The organism is Paenibacillus sp. FSL H3-0333 (assembly GCF_038002805.1).
Lineage (GTDB): Bacteria > Bacillota > Bacilli > Paenibacillales > Paenibacillaceae > Paenibacillus_AQ > Paenibacillus_AQ silagei.
The window spans coordinates 3,418,713-3,438,455 of record NZ_JBBODG010000001.1; the positions used below are offsets into that span (position 1 = coordinate 3,418,713).

The 19,743-nt window shown below is 51.7% G+C and carries 20 protein-coding genes; 15 read left to right on the forward strand and 5 right to left on the reverse strand.

The annotated features are described in order from the left end of the window. Positions 1-8 precede the first annotated feature (8 nt). The 3 genes from MHH78_RS14935 to MHH78_RS14945 all read right to left on the reverse strand — a co-directional run bounded on the left by MHH78_RS14935 (position 9) and on the right by MHH78_RS14945 (position 2,220). Entirely contained in the window at positions 9-1,115 is a 1,107-nt protein-coding gene (locus MHH78_RS14935) for an ArsR family transcriptional regulator (protein WP_341167843.1), read from the reverse strand. Positions 1,116-1,392: 277 nt separating this feature from the next. Further along, a complete protein-coding gene (locus MHH78_RS14940) occupies positions 1,393-1,905 on the reverse strand; it encodes a helix-turn-helix domain-containing protein (protein WP_341167844.1) in 513 nt (170 codons plus the stop codon). A gap of 78 nt (positions 1,906-1,983) precedes the next feature. Continuing rightward, a complete protein-coding gene (locus tag MHH78_RS14945) occupies positions 1,984-2,220 on the reverse strand; it encodes a DUF6199 family natural product biosynthesis protein (protein WP_076081715.1) in 237 nt (78 codons plus the stop codon). A 155-nt stretch (positions 2,221-2,375) separates the two neighbouring features. Here MHH78_RS14945 and MHH78_RS14950 point away from each other — a divergent pair, with 155 nt between their 5' ends. From MHH78_RS14950 to MHH78_RS14990, 9 genes are all read left to right on the forward strand, one after another. Then, complete coding sequence (locus MHH78_RS14950; protein WP_341167845.1) at positions 2,376-3,488, forward strand: isochorismatase family protein; 1,113 nt, start codon at positions 2,376-2,378, stop codon at positions 3,486-3,488. A 249-nt stretch (positions 3,489-3,737) separates the two neighbouring features. After that, positions 3,738-4,427, forward strand: coding sequence for a response regulator transcription factor (locus tag MHH78_RS14955; protein ID WP_036733129.1), 690 nt, complete (start codon positions 3,738-3,740; stop codon positions 4,425-4,427). Continuing rightward, positions 4,424-5,428: a sensor histidine kinase gene (locus tag MHH78_RS14960; RefSeq protein ID WP_341167846.1), complete on the forward strand. Its 1,005-nt coding sequence runs from the start codon at positions 4,424-4,426 to the stop codon at positions 5,426-5,428. Before MHH78_RS14955 ends, MHH78_RS14960 begins: the two co-directional genes overlap by 4 nt. 98 nt (positions 5,429-5,526) lie before the next feature. Continuing rightward, a complete protein-coding gene (locus MHH78_RS14965) occupies positions 5,527-6,282 on the forward strand; it encodes an ABC transporter ATP-binding protein (RefSeq protein ID WP_036733135.1) in 756 nt (251 codons plus the stop codon). Then, positions 6,279-8,222, forward strand: coding sequence for an ABC transporter permease (locus tag MHH78_RS14970; RefSeq protein ID WP_341167847.1), 1,944 nt, complete (start codon positions 6,279-6,281; stop codon positions 8,220-8,222). Before MHH78_RS14965 ends, MHH78_RS14970 begins: the two co-directional genes overlap by 4 nt. Positions 8,223-8,375: 153 nt before the next feature. After that, on the forward strand, positions 8,376-9,305 hold the full coding sequence (locus tag MHH78_RS14975) for an Rpn family recombination-promoting nuclease/putative transposase (RefSeq protein WP_341167848.1): 930 nt from the start codon (positions 8,376-8,378) through the stop codon (positions 9,303-9,305). A 42-nt stretch (positions 9,306-9,347) separates the two neighbouring features. Beyond that, on the forward strand, positions 9,348-10,073 hold the full coding sequence (locus tag MHH78_RS14980) for an MOSC domain-containing protein (protein ID WP_076081711.1): 726 nt from the start codon (positions 9,348-9,350) through the stop codon (positions 10,071-10,073). 20 nt (positions 10,074-10,093) lie between these two features. Further along, entirely contained in the window at positions 10,094-11,032 is a 939-nt protein-coding gene (locus MHH78_RS14985; RefSeq protein WP_076081710.1) for an ArsR/SmtB family transcription factor, read from the forward strand. A gap of 159 nt (positions 11,033-11,191) precedes the next feature. Next, positions 11,192-12,949, forward strand: coding sequence for a glycoside hydrolase family 2 protein (locus MHH78_RS14990; protein ID WP_341167849.1), 1,758 nt, complete (start codon positions 11,192-11,194; stop codon positions 12,947-12,949). Positions 12,950-12,973: 24 nt separating this feature from the next. On the opposite strand, the gene MHH78_RS14995 is transcribed toward MHH78_RS14990, so the two are convergent. Continuing rightward, positions 12,974-13,771, reverse strand: coding sequence for a lipase family protein (locus MHH78_RS14995; RefSeq protein WP_341167850.1), 798 nt, complete (start codon positions 13,769-13,771; stop codon positions 12,974-12,976). A gap of 168 nt (positions 13,772-13,939) precedes the next feature. Here MHH78_RS14995 and MHH78_RS15000 point away from each other — a divergent pair, with 168 nt between their 5' ends. Then, positions 13,940-14,815, forward strand: coding sequence for an alpha/beta fold hydrolase (locus MHH78_RS15000; protein ID WP_341167851.1), 876 nt, complete (start codon positions 13,940-13,942; stop codon positions 14,813-14,815). An 88-nt stretch (positions 14,816-14,903) separates the two neighbouring features. On the opposite strand, the gene MHH78_RS15005 is transcribed toward MHH78_RS15000, so the two are convergent. Continuing rightward, on the reverse strand, positions 14,904-16,784 hold the full coding sequence (locus MHH78_RS15005) for an LTA synthase family protein (RefSeq protein WP_341167852.1): 1,881 nt from the start codon (positions 16,782-16,784) through the stop codon (positions 14,904-14,906). Positions 16,785-16,962: 178 nt separating this feature from the next. Here MHH78_RS15005 and MHH78_RS15010 point away from each other — a divergent pair, with 178 nt between their 5' ends. The 5 genes from MHH78_RS15010 to MHH78_RS15030 all read left to right on the forward strand — a co-directional run bounded on the left by MHH78_RS15010 (position 16,963) and on the right by MHH78_RS15030 (position 19,710). Then, positions 16,963-17,220, forward strand: a complete 258-nt coding sequence (locus MHH78_RS15010; protein WP_341167853.1) for a hypothetical protein — start codon at positions 16,963-16,965, stop codon at positions 17,218-17,220. Beyond that, a complete protein-coding gene (locus tag MHH78_RS15015) occupies positions 17,217-18,353 on the forward strand; it encodes an SGNH/GDSL hydrolase family protein (protein ID WP_341167854.1) in 1,137 nt (378 codons plus the stop codon). The genes MHH78_RS15010 and MHH78_RS15015 overlap by 4 nt, the downstream gene beginning before the upstream one ends. A gap of 127 nt (positions 18,354-18,480) precedes the next feature. Next, complete coding sequence (locus MHH78_RS15020) at positions 18,481-19,014, forward strand: TetR/AcrR family transcriptional regulator (RefSeq protein WP_341167855.1); 534 nt, start codon at positions 18,481-18,483, stop codon at positions 19,012-19,014. A gap of 13 nt (positions 19,015-19,027) precedes the next feature. Continuing rightward, complete coding sequence (locus tag MHH78_RS15025; protein WP_036733186.1) at positions 19,028-19,351, forward strand: DMT family transporter; 324 nt, start codon at positions 19,028-19,030, stop codon at positions 19,349-19,351. Positions 19,352-19,353: 2 nt separating this feature from the next. After that, a complete protein-coding gene (locus MHH78_RS15030; protein ID WP_341167856.1) occupies positions 19,354-19,710 on the forward strand; it encodes a DMT family transporter in 357 nt (118 codons plus the stop codon). The last annotated feature ends 33 nt before the right edge of the window (positions 19,711-19,743 follow it).

A 19,743-nucleotide genomic window follows, 5' to 3' on the forward strand; every position in this document is an offset into this window, starting at 1 on the left:
ATTGGGTCTTAATCCAGCATGACTTTTGTTGTTAAGGCAAGCAGATTGCGCAAAGTATCGGTTCTGAGCACATAATACAGGCGGTGATCTACCCGTTCGATGTCCAAAAGATCCAGGAAAAACAGGAAGTTGGCATGATAATTCACAGCTGCAGGTGTGATGCCAAGCGCAGTTGCGATTTCCTTACCATAGTGCGGCCGCTGTTTGAGCAGAAGAAGGAGATCCAGGCGTCGTTTATCCGAGAAGGCCTTGAGGAACAGCTCGGTCTTCTCCCGGTCGGCAACGGGTCCGTATACGCGGTCATTGTGTACGCCGAAGATGACCCAGCCTATCTGCCCGGTTTCCGTATGGAAATTGTAGAAGCTGTTGTTCACCTGTGAAACAAAGCTGACATGGAAGGTGGCAGGAAAGTCAAAGATTGCAGGCTCATTCTTATGAAGTTCACGAATAAAAACCTCCGGGTTACTACGGAACTGTGTCTCATAACGGAGTGAGGCCTGTTCAGAAATTGCTTGAATCCGGTCTTTCCATTGAATGAAAACATCCTGATGGAACTGACGCAGGAGCTGTATGTAACGCAGCTTGGTTTCTTGCGGACGCGCAAGGCATTCAAGCAGCGGACCATGGGCTTCTACCACCTCAGGCTGAGGTTGCGTGTCCGAAGCAAGTTCTAAGAGTTTATTGAGATCCTTTTTGACCACCTCCCAATCGTTGCCCTTCAGCAATGCCTCCAAATTATCGTGGTAGACGCCATATACCATCTCTGAAACGATATGCTCAGCGGGGCTATCCTCCAGTCGGTTGATCCATTCTTCGGCAGTCTGCGCTTCTGGATAGGAACAGGCGGATTCATATAGCGGGAAATCCAGAGCATTATGAAAAAAGTTGTGACGGAAAAAAAACATCAGCTCACGAGTGAAATGAGGTGACAATAACTTTCGGGCATCTTCAAAATAAGTCCCCAGCAGCTCATCAATTTCGATTTTATATTCCGCTGCCAGATCTGCCAGCTGATCCTCACAGGCCAACATTCCCATGGAAACAATAAACTCAATCGCCTCGTTGTACGCAAAACGGATATTTTTCAGTAGTGTCTCTTGCAAAGAATAGTTCATTTGTTCCTCCCGATTATATTTTATTTTTAAAAGAATTGAATATTAATTATTTGTAAGTAACATTCAATATTTACTTAATGTTAAAATAAGCTAAAAACTGGAGTTTGTAAAGTAGGAATTAGATGAGTTTCATTCAGCTAACGGGTGGAACGCCAAAAAACTGCCTCACCGGAAGTCCTACACAGGACTGGGATGAGTCAGTTCGACCGCCGAGTTGCGGCTTTGGAAGAGTTTTAATGAGGAGACAGGGAACAGTTATGTCAACTGCGACATATACTCATAAGCTGTAATTGCGGAAGACGCTTTTAAAATGCCGGTTCAGATGGGTCAGGTCCGTGAAGCCGAATTCGGCCACAGCGGCATAGATATCCTTATTCTTCTCGATGAACTGTCCGGCATGCTCGACCTTGCAGTTCAGGAAGAATTGATAGGGTGAGGTTCCGGTATGGGCTTTGAACTCGCGGATGAACTGGTATTTGGACCGGTTGAACTCCCGCGCAAGGTCGCCGAGCTTCAGTACGTGGTCCAGGCTGAAGTACATCATTTCTTTGGCTTTGGCGACAAAAGCATTGTCAATCCGCTGCGCGGTCTGTATTTCCGTATGGGACAAGAGGCTAACCAGCTGAATAAGCATTTCGCTGCCCAGTGACTCGTCGGCCCCGCTCTGGACAGCGTGACTGAGAGTACAGATACTCTGCGCCAGCTCCCTGTCATATACGATAGGAGCGGTGAAACGCAATTCCTGTTTGCCCAGAATTTCTGCCATCCGGGCAGGCTTGATATACAGCATGAGGTAGTCAATGCCGGAAACCGATCACCGTAATGACTATGACGAAGATGAAGGAAGCTGCTCCGTTATAAGGGAGTGCTACAACAGGTTCAATATCCCCATTACCATAACGAAGGATCCGATCCATAGGGCAACTGCCCCTCTGAAGCGCATGGAGCTGATATAGGCGTCACTGGGCTCCCCGTCGCCCTTCGTTTTCCAGCTCTCACTCGCCTGCCAGGTGAAGGTGGGATTCCGGCGGACATATAGTCCAAACGCATTGATTCCGATTCCGAACAGCAATATGATAATTCCATCAAAAGTTCCGATGATCATCAGCTCCCCTGTATGTTCAAAATTTCAGCCGTTAATAACTAATACGTCACTTGGCTTAGGAAAGTTTTATAATAAGCAAAAATGAATGACTGAACTAGCGAGTGAAGCGCATTGTTTATACTATATAGATTGAACTTGAATATACGGAGGGACAAATGAACATCAGCAATCTTTTTTTTCATATCCATTACTGCAACTTCAGAAGATTCAAGGATACACGGACCTATTCGAAGCGGATTGCCCGGACCCTTGATCATCATGAGCTGATCCTGGTCATTGGGGGACGGGGCAGTGTGATTGTGGACCATAAGAAGCATCCGTTCAGGGCAGGAATGCTGTTCTATATCCGCCCCGGTGTATTTCATTCGATAGAGTTCGATCTGGAGGACCCGATCTGCTTCCTGGCTGTACATTTCAGTTATGCACAGGTCCGGCTGATGGAGGGACAGTGGTCACTGGGAGAACAGCCGGAGACGCTCCCGCTGCACACCGCGCAGGATCTGAAGGATTATTATCAGATTGAAGAGAGCTTCAGCAGACTGGTTGAAGGCTGGAATGCCAAGCTGCCCGGATATGAATTTGCCGCGAAGACAACACTGCAGCAGCTCCTGATTGCCATTTACCAGAACAACAAGCGGAGTCATCAGAATTTCTCCACCTCCCTGAAGGTTGAGAAGCTCATCGGGTACATGCAGGAGCATGTCTGCACTACTGTAACCTTGCCGGAGCTGGCCGGGCTGGTACAACTGTGCATCGCCGCAAGCGGCCGTCAGGCTGCTCCTTATACAGCTGATCAGGTGATAGGGAATGCGGTAAAGCTGGTGGATGCTTTTACACAGAAAGGCGCCTTTGTGGTGCTTGTCAGGGTATCCAGCCTGGATGGCAGGGATATGGTCAGAGCTGTGACCGATTCCGTAGCAGCACCGGTGAATTATCCTGAAGGCTGGGATCAGATTGTACCGGATCTTGCCGGATTCAAGAATACGTACACGGTTACGAAACGGCAATGGGGAGCCTTCTTCGGCACCGATCTGGACCTGCAGCTGAGACGCCGCGGCATTCAGAGCCTGGTACTCTGCGGCATCTCCACCAGCATTGGCGTGGATAATACAGCCAGAGAAGCCTATCAGCTGGGCTATCAGCAAGTATTCGCAGAGGACGCGATGACAGCAGGCACAAGGGAAGAGCATGATTATGTCTGCCGGACGATCTTCCCGCGAATAGGCCGTATCCGGACTAGCGAAGTAATCGCAGCAGGAATGAAATAAGCCATAAGGTACAGCTTCCATAATAAGCCGGGCTTTGCAGTATTCAGGATGAACTCTTGAGCTGCCTGCCCGGTTTCCTCGTTGTACATCTTCAACTTAACGGATTGCGGCGGTTTGAGGTACACTTAAGATAAATCGAAGCTCCCTGCGGTTCCGGACCAGGAAAGATGGGACATGTCCCAACCTTTGTCAATTCAGCGATGTGAAGTATAATAGTCCGATAGTATTTCTTCTGAAGGAGAGTCCTTTGTGTTCAAAATAATGCTAATCGAAGATGATATCACCCTGTTCGGGGAGATCAGGGAGAGGCTTGCCCAATGGTCCTATGAGGTGTACGGGATTACAAATTTCGGTAAGGTACTGCAGGAGTTCTCGGAGGTAAAGCCCGACCTGGTAGTGATTGATATCCAGCTGCCGCAGTTCGACGGCTTCCACTGGTGCCGGATTCTGCGCAGCCACTCCAAGGTGCCGATTATTTTCCTCTCCTCCAGGGACCATCCTAGCGATATGGTGATGTCGATGCAGCTTGGGGCCGATGATTTCATTCAGAAGCCGTTCCATTTCGAGGTGCTGATTGCCAAGATTCAGGCTACCCTACGCCGGGTCTATAATTACGCCAAGGAAGGCACGGAGCTGAAGACCTGGCGCGGAGCGGCGATTGAGTTCGTGAAGAATACGGTCACGGGCAGCGGGGGAGCGGCTCTGCTGACCAAGAATGAGATGATGATTCTCAAAATCCTGCTGGAGCGCAAGAACAGTATTGTGGAACGTGAGGAGATCATCACCAGCCTGTGGGACAACGAGCATTTTGTCAGCGATAATACGCTGACTGTGAACGTGAACCGGCTGCGCAAGAAGCTGGAGCCGCTCGGTCTGGATGCCTACATAGAGACTAAGGTGGGGCAAGGGTATATGGCGACTGAAGAGGCGGCAGAATGATAAGGAAATACATCACCGAGAAGCGGAGCTGGCTGCTCCTGCTGGCCGCCCTCCAGCTGATTATTATCTTCGTGGCCTTTATTGACTCTGCCATACCGCTGCTGCCGATCCTGTACATTGTACTCCTCAATACGCTGCTCTGCCTGGCCTTCGTCTTTCTGCGCTATTCCCGGGAGACCCGGTTCTATAAGAGCCTTGCCTCCTGGGATCAGATCTATGAGCTGCAGGCGGTCCTCGATCCCGGTAGTCCGATGGAGCGGCTTGTCCATGAGGCGGTAAGCGCCCAGACGGACCGCTACAAGCGCGAATCCTTCATGAATGTCCAGCTGCTGGAATCGGAGAAGGACGAGCTGCTGGCCTGGATACATGAGGTCAAGACCCCGCTGACTGCCATGCAGCTCATGATAGAGCGCCTGCCGGACGAGACCCTGCAAAGACAGATGATGTACGAATGGCTGCGGATTCACCATCTGCTCGACCAGCAGCTGCATCAGAAGCGGATTCCCTTCATCCGTAATGATCTGTTCATTGAAAAGGTCAGTCTTGCCCCTATCCTTAATAAGGAGATCCGGGCACTGAAATCCTGGTGCATCTCCAAACGCATCGGGTTCGACGTAGAGCTTGAGGCCGATACCGTGCTGACAGACGGCAAATGGCTGGCCTTCATGCTCAGACAGCTCCTGACTAATGCCGTGAAATACAGCGAAGCCTCCGATATCCTCATCCGGAGCCGAGAAGAGGGTGGCCATGTCGTGCTTGTCATTGAAGACAGCGGACAGGGGATAGATCCCAGGGATCTGCCGCGCATCTATGATAGGGGCTTCACCTCATCGCGCTTTCGCCAGGAGGGGGCAGCCACCGGCATGGGGCTATATCTGACCCGGCAGGTTGCGGAGCCGCTGCAGATCAGACTTCACGCTGCTTCCGTGCTTGGGCAGGGGAGTGTGTTTACACTAACTTTTCCAAGGGAGAATGACTTTCAGCGGCTAACAGGCATGTGACAATAGTGTCACATGCCTGTTCCATTTGTTCGGCGAAGCGCAGGAAAATGATCATCCACCCGCTTATGATAGAGCTATAGAAAAGGAGTGGGGAACATATGCTTATCATGCAAGCAAACAAAATCTATAAAACCTATGGCAACAAATTCAATAAACAGGAAGTCCTGAGCGGTATTGATCTTCAGGTGGACAAGGGCGAGTTCGTCGGAATCATGGGTCCGTCCGGGTCCGGCAAAACGACGCTTCTGAACGTATTGTCCTCCATTGACCGGGTAAGCAAGGGCACGATCGAAATTGAGGGCAAGGAATTCACCGGGATGAAGGAGAAGCAGCTCGCCGAGTTCCGCAAGCATCATCTCGGGTTCATTTTCCAGGATTATAACCTGCTCGACACCTTGACGGTCAAGGAGAACATCATGCTGCCGCTATCGATTACAGGCATGTCCAAGAAGGAGGCGCACCAGAAATTCGACCAGGTAGCGGGCGAGCTGGGAATCTATGAGCTGAAGGATAAATATCCGGCGGAAATCTCAGGCGGGCAGAAGCAGCGTACGTCTGCGGCACGGGCGTTCGTGCATGATCCGAGTATTATTTTTGCCGATGAGCCGACGGGAGCCTTGGATTCCAAATCTGCGTCCGATCTGCTGAACAAGCTGGCTGCCATGAACAGCAAGCGTGAAGCTACCATTGTCATGGTTACGCATGATGCCGTGGCCGCCAGCTACTGCAGCCGCGTGGTGTTCATCCGGGACGGGCAAATCTACACCCAGCTGAACAAGGGGGAGGAATCGCGGCAATCCTTCTTGGGTGATATTATCAGCACCCAGGGCGTACTTGGTGGTGTCACGCAATGAGTCTGAATTATATTATCCTGCGGAACCTCAAAAAGAATATTAAGAACTATTATCTCTACGTTTTTGCTCTTATTTTCAGTGTGGCCCTGTATTTCTCCTTCGTGACGCTGCAGTTCGACCCGGCCATGCACGAGGTCAGCGGTTCAATCAAAGGCGGGGCAGCCATTGGCGCGTCCTCAGTGCTGCTGGTTGCGATTGTGGCCATCTTCCTGCTGTATGCGAACACCATCTTCATCAAGCGCCGCAGTAAGGAGATCGGGCTGTTTCAGCTGATTGGGCTGACCAAGAGCAGAATCTTCGTGCTGTTGAGCGCCGAGAATCTAATTCTATATTTCGGATCGATGTTCGCGGGGATCGGTGCAGGGTTCGTGATGTCACGGCTGATCCTGATGATTCTGTTCAAAATCCTGGAGGTCGAACAGCTGGCGGCCTTGCGCTTTTCCCCTGAGGCTTTGCAGCGGACGGTGCTGGTTTTTGCCGCCGTGTACGTGCTGATCATGATTATGAATTACACCTTCATCCGGGCCCAGAGCATTCTATCGCTATTCAAGGCTACGGCCACTTCCCAGACGCGCATTCAGAGAATGTCGCTGTGGGAGGTTGTGATCGGCGTGCTCGGGATGATCAGTATCTGTGGAGGATACTATATCTCCGGGGAGCTGTTCAGCGGCAAATTCACGGGCATGGGCGGATTGATGTATGCGATGATTGCTATCCTCGCACTGGTGATTATCGGGACGTATCTGTTCTACAAAGGCTCGGTCAGCTTCCTCTTCAATCTCATCCGCCGCAGGAAGAAGGGGTACCTGTCCATTCGGGAGGTATTATCGCTCTCTTCCATTATGTTCCGGATGAAATCGAATGCCCTGCTGCTGACGGTCATCACCACGGTATCCGCGCTGGCGATCGGCCTGCTCTCTCTGAGCTATATCTCATATTATTCGGTGGAGTCCTCCGCGCGCGAGAGCTCGCCGCATGATTACGGCTTCCTTCAGAAGGCGGATGAGGCGGGATTCCGGGAGGCGCTCGACAAGGCCGGCATAGGTTATACCACTCTGGAGATTCCAACGGTGCAGGTAGAGGTGGATCTTAAGGAGGTCCTGGATACTAAAAATTTCCCCAACAATGACACCAGTCTATTGGCTACCGTGATTAGTGAGAGCAGTCTGAAAAACATGGATTTGCAGCCGGGTGAGGTACGGATTATGGGGTATACGACTACGAAGCAAACCATGCATCAGCTCAAGAACAAGGGGGAACTCGACTTCTCCACCAAGGATGGTGTTATGAAGCAGCAGCTCGCAGGATTGTCAGAGGAGACTGTTCTGCCGTATTATTTTGGCGGAGGTGTTCTGGGGGTGTTCGTGGTGGATGATTCAGTGTTCCAGGAATTGCTTCAGCATAAAGATCCGGATGAGCAAAAAAGAGTGAGCGGCGAAGGAATCTATTACGGTATCAATCTTACCGGGTCCTCGCAGCCCAAGCAGGCTTATGAGATTTATAAGCAGCAGAAGCCGGAGCTGCAAAGCTTCTCGCAATATGAATTTGAGTTCAACCAGCGGACCAATATGGGCCTCATTATGTTCATTGTCGGCTTCCTGGGCCTGACGTTCCTGATCACCTCCGGCTGTATTCTCTATTTCAAGCAGATGGATGAGAGCGAGGAGGAGCGGGAGGGATATACGATCCTGCGCAAGCTGGGCTTCACCCAAGGGGATCTCCTGCGCGGCATCCAGTTCAAGCAGCTGTTCAATTTCGGTATTCCGCTGATTGTCGGGCTGTGCCACAGTTACTTTGCGGTGAAATCCGGCTGGTTCTTCTTCGGGACCGAAATGCTGACCCCGATGTTCGTCGTTATGGGAGTCTATACCGTGCTGTATTCGATCTTCGGCATCCTGTCCGTTCTGTATTACAAGCGGGTAATCCGGGAGTCGCTGTAAAGATATGTAATGAAGAGGATAGCCTTGGGGCTGTCCTTTTTCTTTTTAGAGGATTATACTACTGCTGATTTCATCCAAAAGTGTTAAGCTCTTGCCTTACGCAAAACAGGCAGCGATAATGGTATAATAAGACTGAAACGGAGGCTGGACTGGATGGAGCTGCTTGATCCCCGAAATGACTTTTTGTTTAAACGCATTTTTGGAAGTGAAGAGAACCGTGATGTGCTGTTGGCTTTTCTGAACCGAACCTTTGCTGAAGCGGGCAAGCCCCCGCTAAGTGATATTATTCTTCTGAATCCATACACTGACAAGGACTCACCCCGGGATAAGCAGTCCATTCTCGACATTCGGGCCAAGACGACTGAGGGCGAAATTATCAATGTAGAGATGCAGTTGTTCAACAAATATGACACGGAGAAACGGACTCTCTATTATTGGAGCAAACAGTATTCGACTCAGTTGCAGGAGAGCCAGCCGTATAACCAGTTAAAGCGATGCGTGACGATCAACATTATAAACTTTGCTCTGTTGCCGAATACTCTATACCATAACGTCTTTCACTTGCGGGAGGACCGCACGGGAATTCCTTTGCTTGACGACATTGAGATTCACTTCCTGGAGTTGCCGAAGCTGGATGAGCAAGCGGTCTCTCTGGAACAAGGCGGACTGGTGAATTGGCTGTTATTCCTTAAGGGCGTAGACCAAACCAAATGGGAGGTGCTTACGATGAACGAACCTGTGCTGAAAAAAGCCATGAACACGTTGGAGTTTTTGAGTCAGAACGAGGAAGCCCGTAGACAATACGAAGCACGTCAGCGCTATTTACATGACGAGGCGTCGATGTATGAAGCGGCTAAGGTGGCCGAGGCCAAGGGATGGGCTGAAGGTGAGGCTAAGGGGAAGGCCGAGGGAATGGCAAAGGGTAAAGCAGAGGGTAAAGCAGAGGGTAAAGCAGAGGGTAAGGCAGACGCTCAAAAAGAAACCGCTCATAAGCTGCTTGCTCTAGGTATAGAGCTATCTGTTATTGCCGAGGCAACAGGGCTTTCTCTAGAAGAGATTCAGAAGTTAAAGCCGCTACAGTAAGAGTAGCAGAGCTATCAGAGTATAGACAGAAGAGGTGGGGGCGTGTCAGTTACAGTTGGGGAGATTAAATCGATTAACCGTTATCCGGTAAAATCCTTTGCGGGGGAGGCACTGGAGGCTTGTAAGGTTGTATCTTACGGAGTGGAGGGGGACCGGTATTGTTCCTTTTATGATATGACCAAAAAAGACTGGTCCCAGTATATCACTGCCCGGAAGATTCCGAAGATGATGTCCTATAAGGCGGAGTATACGGGGGAAGATATCCGTGTAACGGCTGCGGATGGCCGGGTGTTCGGCTGGGACCAGGAGCTGCTGGACGAAATACAGAGTTTGACCTCTACCGAAATTACGATGTCTGCGTTCAAGGCACCACACCCGGAGGAGCAGTACCCGGAGCTATTATCGGTAGATGGGGCAAGTATTCTGCTGGTGACCGATAAAAGCTTGAAGAAGCTGGAGGCGATGTGGGGCAAGCCAATTGACCAGCGCCGCTTCCGCGGCAACTTTCTCGTGGAAGTGAGCGAGGACTCGCTCGGGGAGGAAGAGTGGCTCGGCCGCCGTCTGTCGATAGGCAGTACAGTGCTGCAAGTGGATAGCTATTGCGAGCGCTGCGTAATGATTACGACAGACCCGGATACCCTGGAACGGGACAGTTCGCTGCTGAAGCAAGTATATAAAGAGCTTAAGCAGCAGTTCGGCGTCTATGCCTCTGTAATCCGCACGGGAGAAGTTCGGCTGGGCGATCAGGTTCATATGCTGGATAACTAAGCTGGACAGGGGTGAACGATATGCTGGAGTTGTCCATGGAGCATGCGGATGAGCTGGTGAAGGTGACACATGCGCTCTCTACGGAGCTAAGACTCAGAATGCTGGCGCTGCTTAACACCCGGAGAATGAATGTAGCGGAGCTGGCTGAAGCGCTGGAAATTCCGGTATCTACGGCAGCCTCCAACGTGAAGGTGCTGGAGCAGGCAGGGCTGATTGAGACGGAACTGCTGCCTGCTTCACGCGGGGCGATGAAGGTATGCAGCCGGATCTATGATGATATTAAGATCACGATCAATGCTCCACAGCGCCGCCTGCAAGCCGGTCAAGGCGAATATTGCTATGAGATATCCATGCCGATCGGCAATTTCACAGCATGCGAAGTGGCGCCTACCTGCGGTATGGTCAGTGAGAATGGTCCGATTATTTCGGAGGATTCACCGGCGGGATTTTTTCATCCGGACCGGGTGCAAGCCCAGCTGCTCTGGCTGCGCAAAGGTTATCTCGAATACCGCTATCCGCTGGAAATTCCGCAAGGAGCGGTGCTTCACCGGATTCAATTCTCCATGGAGATCTGCTCGGAGGCACCGAATTACGAGAATGACTGGCCTTCGGATATCACACTGTGGATTAACCAGGTGGAGGTGGGGACCTGGACCTCGCCCGGCGACTTCGGCGGCAGACGCGGGAAGCTGAATCCCTCGTGGTGGATTGATACGGGAACCCAGTTCGGCGCACTCAAGACCTGGAGCGTAGATAATACCCGCAGCACTATCGACCATCAGGAGCTATCTGCTGTTAATCTGGAGCAGTTGGGCCTCACCGGCCAGAACCACGTGGATCTGCGGCTGGGCGTGAAGGAGAATGCGGTCTTCAAGGGCGGCATGAACCTGTTCGGCAAAAAATTCGGCGATTATGAGCAGGATCTGGTGATGAAGATTTTTTATAGTGTAAAGGCCTAGAAGGAACATGAGATGAGCTTATTGTGAAGAACCTGCTGCTTACGGCGGGTTCTTTTTTATGAGTATTGTGCATTGACATTTCAGCGGATTCTGCAATAATTAATACATATTTATTGTATTAAAACAAAAATATTGTTATTAAGGAGTGTGCGCATTATAATGACAACCCGGCACTATATCAAGGATTATCCGCGGCCGCAGTTCGTCCGTGACGCCTGGCAGAGCCTGAACGGGGAATGGGATTTCCGGTATGACGATGACAATACGGGGGAGCGGGAGAGATGGCATGAGGAGCTGCACGGCGATCTGAAGATTCAGGTTCCGTTCACGTATGAGACGGTGGCGAGTGGAATCGGCGAGACTACGTTCCATCCGTATGTATGGTATGAGCGGGAGGTACAACTACCTGACACCTTGGGCAACAAGCGGGTGCTGCTGAATTTCCAGGCGGTGGATCATATCGCGAAGGTGTGGGTGAACGGCAGCTATGCCGGGGGGCACCAAGGCGGGTACGCGGCTTTTACACTGGATATCACAGATTATCTGAACACAGGTGCCGGAGCGCTGAACCGTCTGACCGTCAAGGCAGAGGATAGCCAGAGCTGCACACAGCCCCGGGGCAAGCAGCGCTGGGTGGATGACAATTTCGAGTGCTTCTATGTGCAGACCACGGGAATCTGGCAGAGTGTGTGGCTGGAGTATGTATCCCCTTCGTATCTTAAGTCTGTCAAAATCACTCCGGATCTCGATAACCGCTCGGTCCGCTTCGAATACGAGGCTCAGGTGGCAGCCCCGAATCTCCGACTGGAGACCCGGATCAGCACGCAGGAGAAGACCTTCAAGCAGGTCTCGCTGCATATCGACCGGTCTTGGCAGCAGCTGGATGTAGAGCTGACCCATGAAGCGAATGGCCCGTGGAAGCTCCAGTCCTGGTCGCCCGCTTCGCCGGTGCTGTATGAGGTGGAGTTCGTTCTGTACGAAGGGGACAAGGTGATCGACCAGGTCTACTCCTACTTCGGACTCCGCAAAATCTCTATCGAACAAGGCAAGGTGCTGCTCAACAATACGCCAGTGTACCAGAAGCTGATTCTGGACCAGGGCTATTGGCCGGACAGCCATTTGACCCCGCCTTCGGAGGAGGCGCTAATTGCCGATATTGACGCAATTCTCGCGATGGGCTACAACGGTGTCCGCAAGCATATGAAGATTGAAGATGCGCGCTTCCTGTACTGGTGTGATGTGAAGGGGCTGCTGGTCTGGTCGGAGATGGCGGCCACCTATGAGTTCAATGATGAGGCCGTGGAGCAGTTCACGAAGGAATGGACCGAGATTGTCCGGCAGCAATATAATCATCCCTCGGTGATTACCTGGGTGCCTTTTAACGAATCCTGGGGCATTCCGCAGATCTACACGAACAAGCGTCAGCAGCAGTTCACTGAGGGCATCTATCATCTTACTAAGGCGATGGACCCGGATCGTCCGGTGATTGTCAATGACGGCTGGGAGCATACGATCAGCGATATTATTACCCTGCATGATTATGAAGAGAGCGGAGCTGTGTTACTGGAACGTTATGCAGACTCCGGCAGTGTGCTTGGCGGCAGCTCCTCGTTCAATAACTGGAAATACGCGATGGCCCAGGGCTACGAATACCGGGGTCAGCCTGTCATAGTCAGTGAATTCGGGGGCATTGCCTTCAACACCGGCGAGGGGTGGGGCTATGGGGAGCAGGTCAGCAGCACGGAAGCCTTCATTGAACGGTTCCGCAGCATCACGCAGGCGATCAAGGATACACCTTACATCTGCGGTTATTGCTACACTCAGGTTACGGATGTGCAGCAGGAAGTGAACGGACTGTTGAACGCGGACCGGACCCCGAAGATTCCGATGGACGAGATTCGTAAGATCAATCGGTAGAAGGGTCTATCCGCAGAGCGGAGATCAGGTGATCAGCTCCGGGACCGGACAGAACCCAGGATTCGCGGTGCACAGAGCTGTGGTGAAGTCGGGCCGTGTCTTCCTCAGCACAGCGAAATAACTACGGATGACATGATTCAGCTCAGGACTGCCATTCTGGAAGGATAGGGACTTAAGGGTCTGGACATGGGTGTAATAGTATTTGGTCTTCTGCTTAGGCAGCTTGTAGACGGTTGGCGGAACATACGTAGTGACGTCAAAAAGATTGGCATAGCGGTAGCTGCTGCGCACATACCGGCTGAAGGCCTTGGCAAAATCCGGATCCCCGACACGCGGAGAACCGTAGGTATACAGCCGCGGGGCGGTCAAGGCAGAATTGGCAGCAACATCCAGCGCACACAGAGTGGCCAGTGCCCCGCCAAGGCTATGGCCTGTTACATATAGCGTCTTTTCTGGAGACAGAGTGCCAAGCACGGAGAGAATGGCATCCCGAGCGGATGCATAGATATCGGTGAACCCCCGATGGGTCATGCAGGGTTCCTGGATGTATTTAAATTTCTTTTGCGCGGCATTCATGTTCGAGAGCCAGTCATTGGTGGAGATGCTTCCGCGCCAGGCAATAATGATCTCCTGCGGTGATTCCAGAATGAAGCCGAACAGCTCCCACACATTCCCCATCGATTTCGCCTGGAAGCTGTGCACGGCCGAGAAGTCCGCCGGTACCACGAACGCACCCTCTGCATTGGCAAATTGGGTATAGGTCTGTCCGCAGACAGCCGCCAGAAAAATCGCCCATTCCGCCTCACCTGTCATGGTACTCATTCTGCATCCCGCCTTTCTTTATATCTGTGTATGATGGGAAGGCGGGATTGGTGCCTATTCGTATGGTGACAGCATAGATGGACCGCGTATATAATTAATCCATTGTCTGCCAAATACATATAAGGTAAAGCAAACGTAAGGGATTGCGGGAATGGAGGAGGAAATGAAATGATTGAGGAACGTATCTCAATAGGAGAGATAAGCATTAACGCCAGGTATTCATTGAAAGACAAGCCTGTCATCCTGTTGCTTCATTTCAGCGGCGGAAACCTGCATATGTGGGATGGAGTTCTCCCGCAACTGGAGCAGGATTACAGCATCCTTGCACCGGATCTCCGGGGGCATGGCCGGTCGGACAAGCCGGAGACTGGCTATCATATTGACGAGATGGCAGAGGATATGTATCAGTTGCTGAGGCATTTGCAGGTGGACAAGTGCCATGTAGTAGGAAGCTCCATGGGGGCGCAGGTAGCGGTCAGTCTGGCAGCAGCTCATCCTGAGCTTGTAGCGTCCCTGGTGTGCGAAGGTGCGCTGAATAACGAATTTGGCGAATATGGTATATTTGACGGCACGGCGGAAGCCGTGGAGCAGAGGAAAGTGCAGCTTCGGGCAGAACTGGAGGAATGGAAGGAACCGTGCTATGACAGCGTTGAATCGTATGTAGCCCAGCAGCGGGCTGAGCTGACTGCGGAGGGCCTGTGGAATGAATATTTCTGTGCGTTCTATACGCATAGCCTGGAGCAGCATCCAGACGGCAAGTATACCTATTGTTATCCGAACCGTGTCAGAATTGAATACATAGTGAAGTATTGGGAGCTGTCTTTTGAACACTATTATCAGACAATACAATGCCCGGTCCTGTTCCTGCCCAGCGAAGCGGAATGGAACGATGAACGGGTCCGCAGCAGTCTGAATGACTTCGCAGAGCGGCTGGACAGCTACGAAATTGCGCGGATTCCGGATTCGCTTCATGCGTATGTCTGGATGCAGCTTCCGCTTCAGGCGGGTCAGGCTGTGCGGGATTTTCTGGACAAGCAGCTCTAACCCTACCAAGCATATAAAGAAGCCCGGTTCAGAGACAGGACTCCGAACCGGGCTTTGCTGTGTGAAGGGTGGTGCCTATTTTCAGTTTTTATTCGCCCTCCGGCGGATCTTCAACTACCCGGTCAGGCAGCTGAGTAACATAGCTGTCGGACATGCGGAGCAGCTCCAGCGCCCGGGTGAACTCATCTTCTGTCGATTGCAGCAGATCGGTTCCGTCACCGGACAGGGTGTAATGCTGGCCGTCCTCGAACCCGCTGCCTGACAGGAACAGCTCTTCATTATTAACGAAGGAACCCGTAGGCAGATAATAGCGCTGCGGCAGCAGGTTATACGCGGTCTGGTTAAGCAGATCCTGTCCGAAGTGGATATGATAGTCCAGCGGGACACCGAGCAGATTGGCAACGGTCGGCAGAATATCCACCTGGCCGCCTAACTGCTCCTTCAGTGCCGGCGTGGTAACGCCGGTGGCTGAGATGATCAGCGGTATATTAATCAGATCACGCTCATTATATTCATGGTCCAGAATCTCCTCCAGCAGGACCTTGTCGGCCTCTTTTAGCGAGAATATAGGAAGGCCCCGGTGATCGCCGTAAAGGACCACTATGCTGTTATCCCACACACCACTGCTCTTAAGCTCATCAATAAATTGGCCCAGCGCATAATCCGCATAGTTCTCAGCCCGGATATAGTCACCGACCAGCGTCCCTTCGTACCGTTCCGGCAAGGTCATCTTGTATTTGCTCTCCGGGATCGAGAACGGATTATGTGCCGACATCGAGATGACATGGGCATAGAAGGGCTGTTCACGCTGATCCATCCGTGCAAGCTCCGCAGAGGTCTTTTGGTATAGAACTTCATCCGATGAGCCGTAGAAGACGGCATCCTCTTCACCGAAGTAGGTTTTGTCGTAATATTGATTGAAGCCCAGCGCCTTATACAGCTCCCCGCGGTTCCAGAACTCTACATTATTAGTATGAAAAGTCGCGGTATCGTACCCCTGTGCCTCCAGCAGCTTCGGCAGACTCGGCAGCTCCTTCGGAGCATACTTATCGGTGGCCGGACCGTCCGGCGGCACATAATAGGAAGTGTTGACGATGAATTCGGCATCTGATGTATTGCCCTGGCCTACCTGCTGAAAGAACCTGGGGAAATAGTAGCTCCCGCCAGCCAGCCTATTCAGGTTCGGCGTGATTTCGGTTCCGTCCACCGACAGATTGATCAGGAAGTTCTGAAGCGACTCCATCTGCAGGATGATCAGATTCTTACCCTTGGCAGCCCCGAACAAGACCGGATTAGCCTTCTGCTGAATGCCCTTTGTCCTATCGATGCCAGCCTGGGAGATTTGCGCAGGGTCCATAGGCTCCTCTGCGGGTTCACGCAGCAGGGCGTAGGCTTCATAATTGAGAATGCCCATTTGCTCTGCCTTGACATTCTCATTCATACTGGCTTTATTGGGGAAGATATTCATCATGCACAGCGTAAGCGAGATGCAGAACAGGATAGCCACTGCCTTGCGGTTGCTGGGCCGGGACATGGAATGCTTCCAGGCCAGCGCTTTCTTTCGTCTGAGCATGATCAGGCTGATAATAATGATGTCTACGAAGATAAGCATATATTGCGGATGCACGACGGCGAATATACTTTTTTTGACGGCGCCTACCTGTTTGACCTGTCCGAAGACCTGTGACGTAGCAATCATACCAAAATGATTATGATAGACGATGAGAGAGAAGAACAGTACAGTAATGAGCAGATTGACGAGCAGATAGATCGCGACCTTGTGCTTGGTGGCGAACCATTCGATGAGGCAGAACAGCAGCAGCACGAACGGGATTTCCTTAAGCCAGGTGGTCCAGGTTGGACCGTCCTCGAATAAGTAATACCAGGCGAAATAACTCTTCACCAGCATGATCAGCGAGAAGAACAGAATCGACCTTTTTCGAAGCGAACGTGATTCCTTGTAAGGCATTGCGTATGCGCATCCTTTTCTATATAATCCATTAATTCTATTACAGGGCCGAGTTCAAAATCAACCGGTATTTAAGGGCAGTTTGGTGAAAAATAAAGGTGAAAGTTCGCCGCATATACGTTATTCTCTAAGAAGCATCCGGGAAGTTGAACCGTTGATAAACGAAGCAGGAGGAACAATGATGACCAAAGAATTCTCGCGCCAATATACAGACAGTGTGAAGCAGGAACTATTGAACAGACTCGGCCTGAAGCAGGTGTATTTCAAGGGACAGCAGGGTGAGGACCTGTTATATGAAGCAACGGGCTTTGACCGTGGTACCTCGCATAAGTTCTGTGTCAGAACGCGGAAGGGCACCGTCGACGAATGGGTAGGCGGGAAGTGGATGAAGGTCCGCAGCTTCTCGATTGCCGCCAAACAGGAGGGATTTGAATGAGCAGCAGTTCCCATTTGCAGTTACAGGTACAGCCTTTGACAGAGATCAAGCATCTGAAGATTCATGGCAGAACGACTGGAGCGCTTAACCCCCTGACGTTATTCTGGACGGGCAGTGCGATAGAGGTGAACCTCCGGGCCTCCGAGCTGTGGCTTGAAGTGGAATCCGGTTACGATCATCACGAATCCTGGATCAGTGTGCTGATCAACTCCGTTCCCGTCAGCAGACAGATGGTGAATGCCGGAAGGCACTGGATCTGCGTATTCAGAGGGATGAACCCTGAGACTGTGAAGAATATCCGGATTGTAAAAGAGGTCCAGGCGATGAGCGGCGACCCCGGCGCCTATCTTCAGTTCTATGCGGTCCGCACAGACGGCAGCTTCCTGCCTGTTGAAGCGAAGCCGTACCGGCTGGAGTTTATCGGTGACAGTATTACCTCAGGTGAGGGCGTCATTGGTGCCAAGAGCGAAGAGGACTGGATTCCCGCCTGGTTCAGCGGCGTTCATAATTATACAGCGATCACTGCCGAGGCCGTGCAGGCCGAATTCCGGGTGATCTCACAGAGCGGATGGGGTGTGCTCTCCAGCTGGGACAACAATCCGGGGGGCAATATTCCTGACATTTATGAGCAGGTCTGCGGTCTGCTGACCGGCCCGCATAATGAAGCGCTTGGAGCGCATAAGATGAATGATTTTGCGGCCTGGCAGCCGGATGTGGTGGTAGTCAACCTGGGTACCAATGATGACGGCGCGTTCAACTCCCCCGAATGGCTAGATGAGAGTACCGGACGTATCTATAAGCAGCGGCTGAATGAAGACGGAAGCTATCATGAGGAGGATCTGGCCGCCTTCGAGGCCGCAGTCACGAGGTTCCTGGCGAAGCTGAGAGGCTATAACCCCGTGGCGCATCTTCTCTGGGTGTATGGAATGCTTGGCCTCTCCCTGATGCCGGCGATCTACCGTGCGGTGGATGAATACATGAAGTCTACGGGCGACAAGAACGTGTCGGTGTTCCAGCTGCCGAATGTGACGAATGAAACGATGGGAGCACGGACCCATCCGGGCCTGCCGGCGCACGAGCAGACTGCCGGGGAGTTAAGCGGCTATATCCGGGGACTTTTGTCAGGGTCTTAACTGTAACGGCATATCCATTGAACAGTATAAGTTGCGGGAGCGCTCATCAGGTGATGGGCGCTTTGTGCTGCAATCTGCTTGACGAACAAACCGTCTGGACGGTATAGTAAATGACGAGGTGATGATTGTGAACAGTAATTCCAAACGCAGTCTGATTCTGGCTGCAGCTTCAACGATTGTTAGGAATAGCGGAATTGAGAAGCTTACACTTGAAGCGGTGGCTGCTGAAGCAGGAGTGAGCAAGGGCGGTCTGCTGCACCATTTTCCGAATAAGGACGCATTAATCTACAGTATGGTTTCGGGCATCACAAATGATTTTGTTGCGGATGTCCAGAAGAGGGCGGCCCAGGATACTCGGGAGCAAGGGAAGTGGAGCCGTGCTTATTTACAGTCTACCGTAGAAGCCGATCAGGATGGGCAGGACATGAATGTTGCGCTTAACGCAGCGCTTTTTACAAACGGTGAATTGCTGGATGAATTAAGGAAGCATTATACCGTCTGGCAAGAGAACATCGAGAATGACGGGCTGGATCCGGTAATAGGCTCCATTGTCCGGCTGGCTGTAGACGGCCTGTGGTTATCGGAGGTATTCGGGATCGGCGAGATCAGCGATGATATGCGTAATAAGGTCATCCGGAAATTAAATGAAATGATCCATTAAGGAGGTAGTCCCATTGAATGCTTATGTTTTACTATCCTTAGCCATTGTGAGTGAGGTCTTCGGCAGCTCTATGCTTAAGGCATCCAACGGGTTCAAAAAGCTCCTTCCCTCCATTGCGGTGGTCGCTGGCATGGGCCTGGCGTTCTTCAATCTGTCACTGGCGCTGAAAGAAATCCCTCTCGGGACAGCTTATGCCATCTGGTCTGGCGTGGGAACGGCGTTAACCGCATTGGTTGGCGTGCTGGTCTATAAGGAACGTCTGAATGTGCGGAAAATAGCAGGCTTAATCCTCATCATTGGCGGTGTGGTTCTGCTGAAGCTGTCAACGGGGGTGTAGAGATGAGAGGTTACTTAGCGCTAAGCATCGCTATTATTTCAGAAATCTTCGGTACGACTATGCTTAAGTTCTCCGATGGATTCAGCAGTGTGCTGCCGTCGATCGGAGTAGTGCTTGGAATGGGCCTGGCCTTTTACTGCTTATCAATCAGTCTTCGCACCATACCTCTGAGCCTGGCTTATGCTATCTGGTCTGGCGTGGGGACAGCGCTGACAGCACTGATCGGCATCCTGATCTGGAATGATCCGTTCAATCTGCTCACCGGCATTAGTCTGCTGATTATTATCGGGGGTCTGGTGCTGCTGAATTCACCGGATAAGGCTGGCGGGGAAAACGCCCCTGAAGCTACGGAGAATTAGGTCTTGCTTATCAAGCCTCCGGTATGCTGAAAT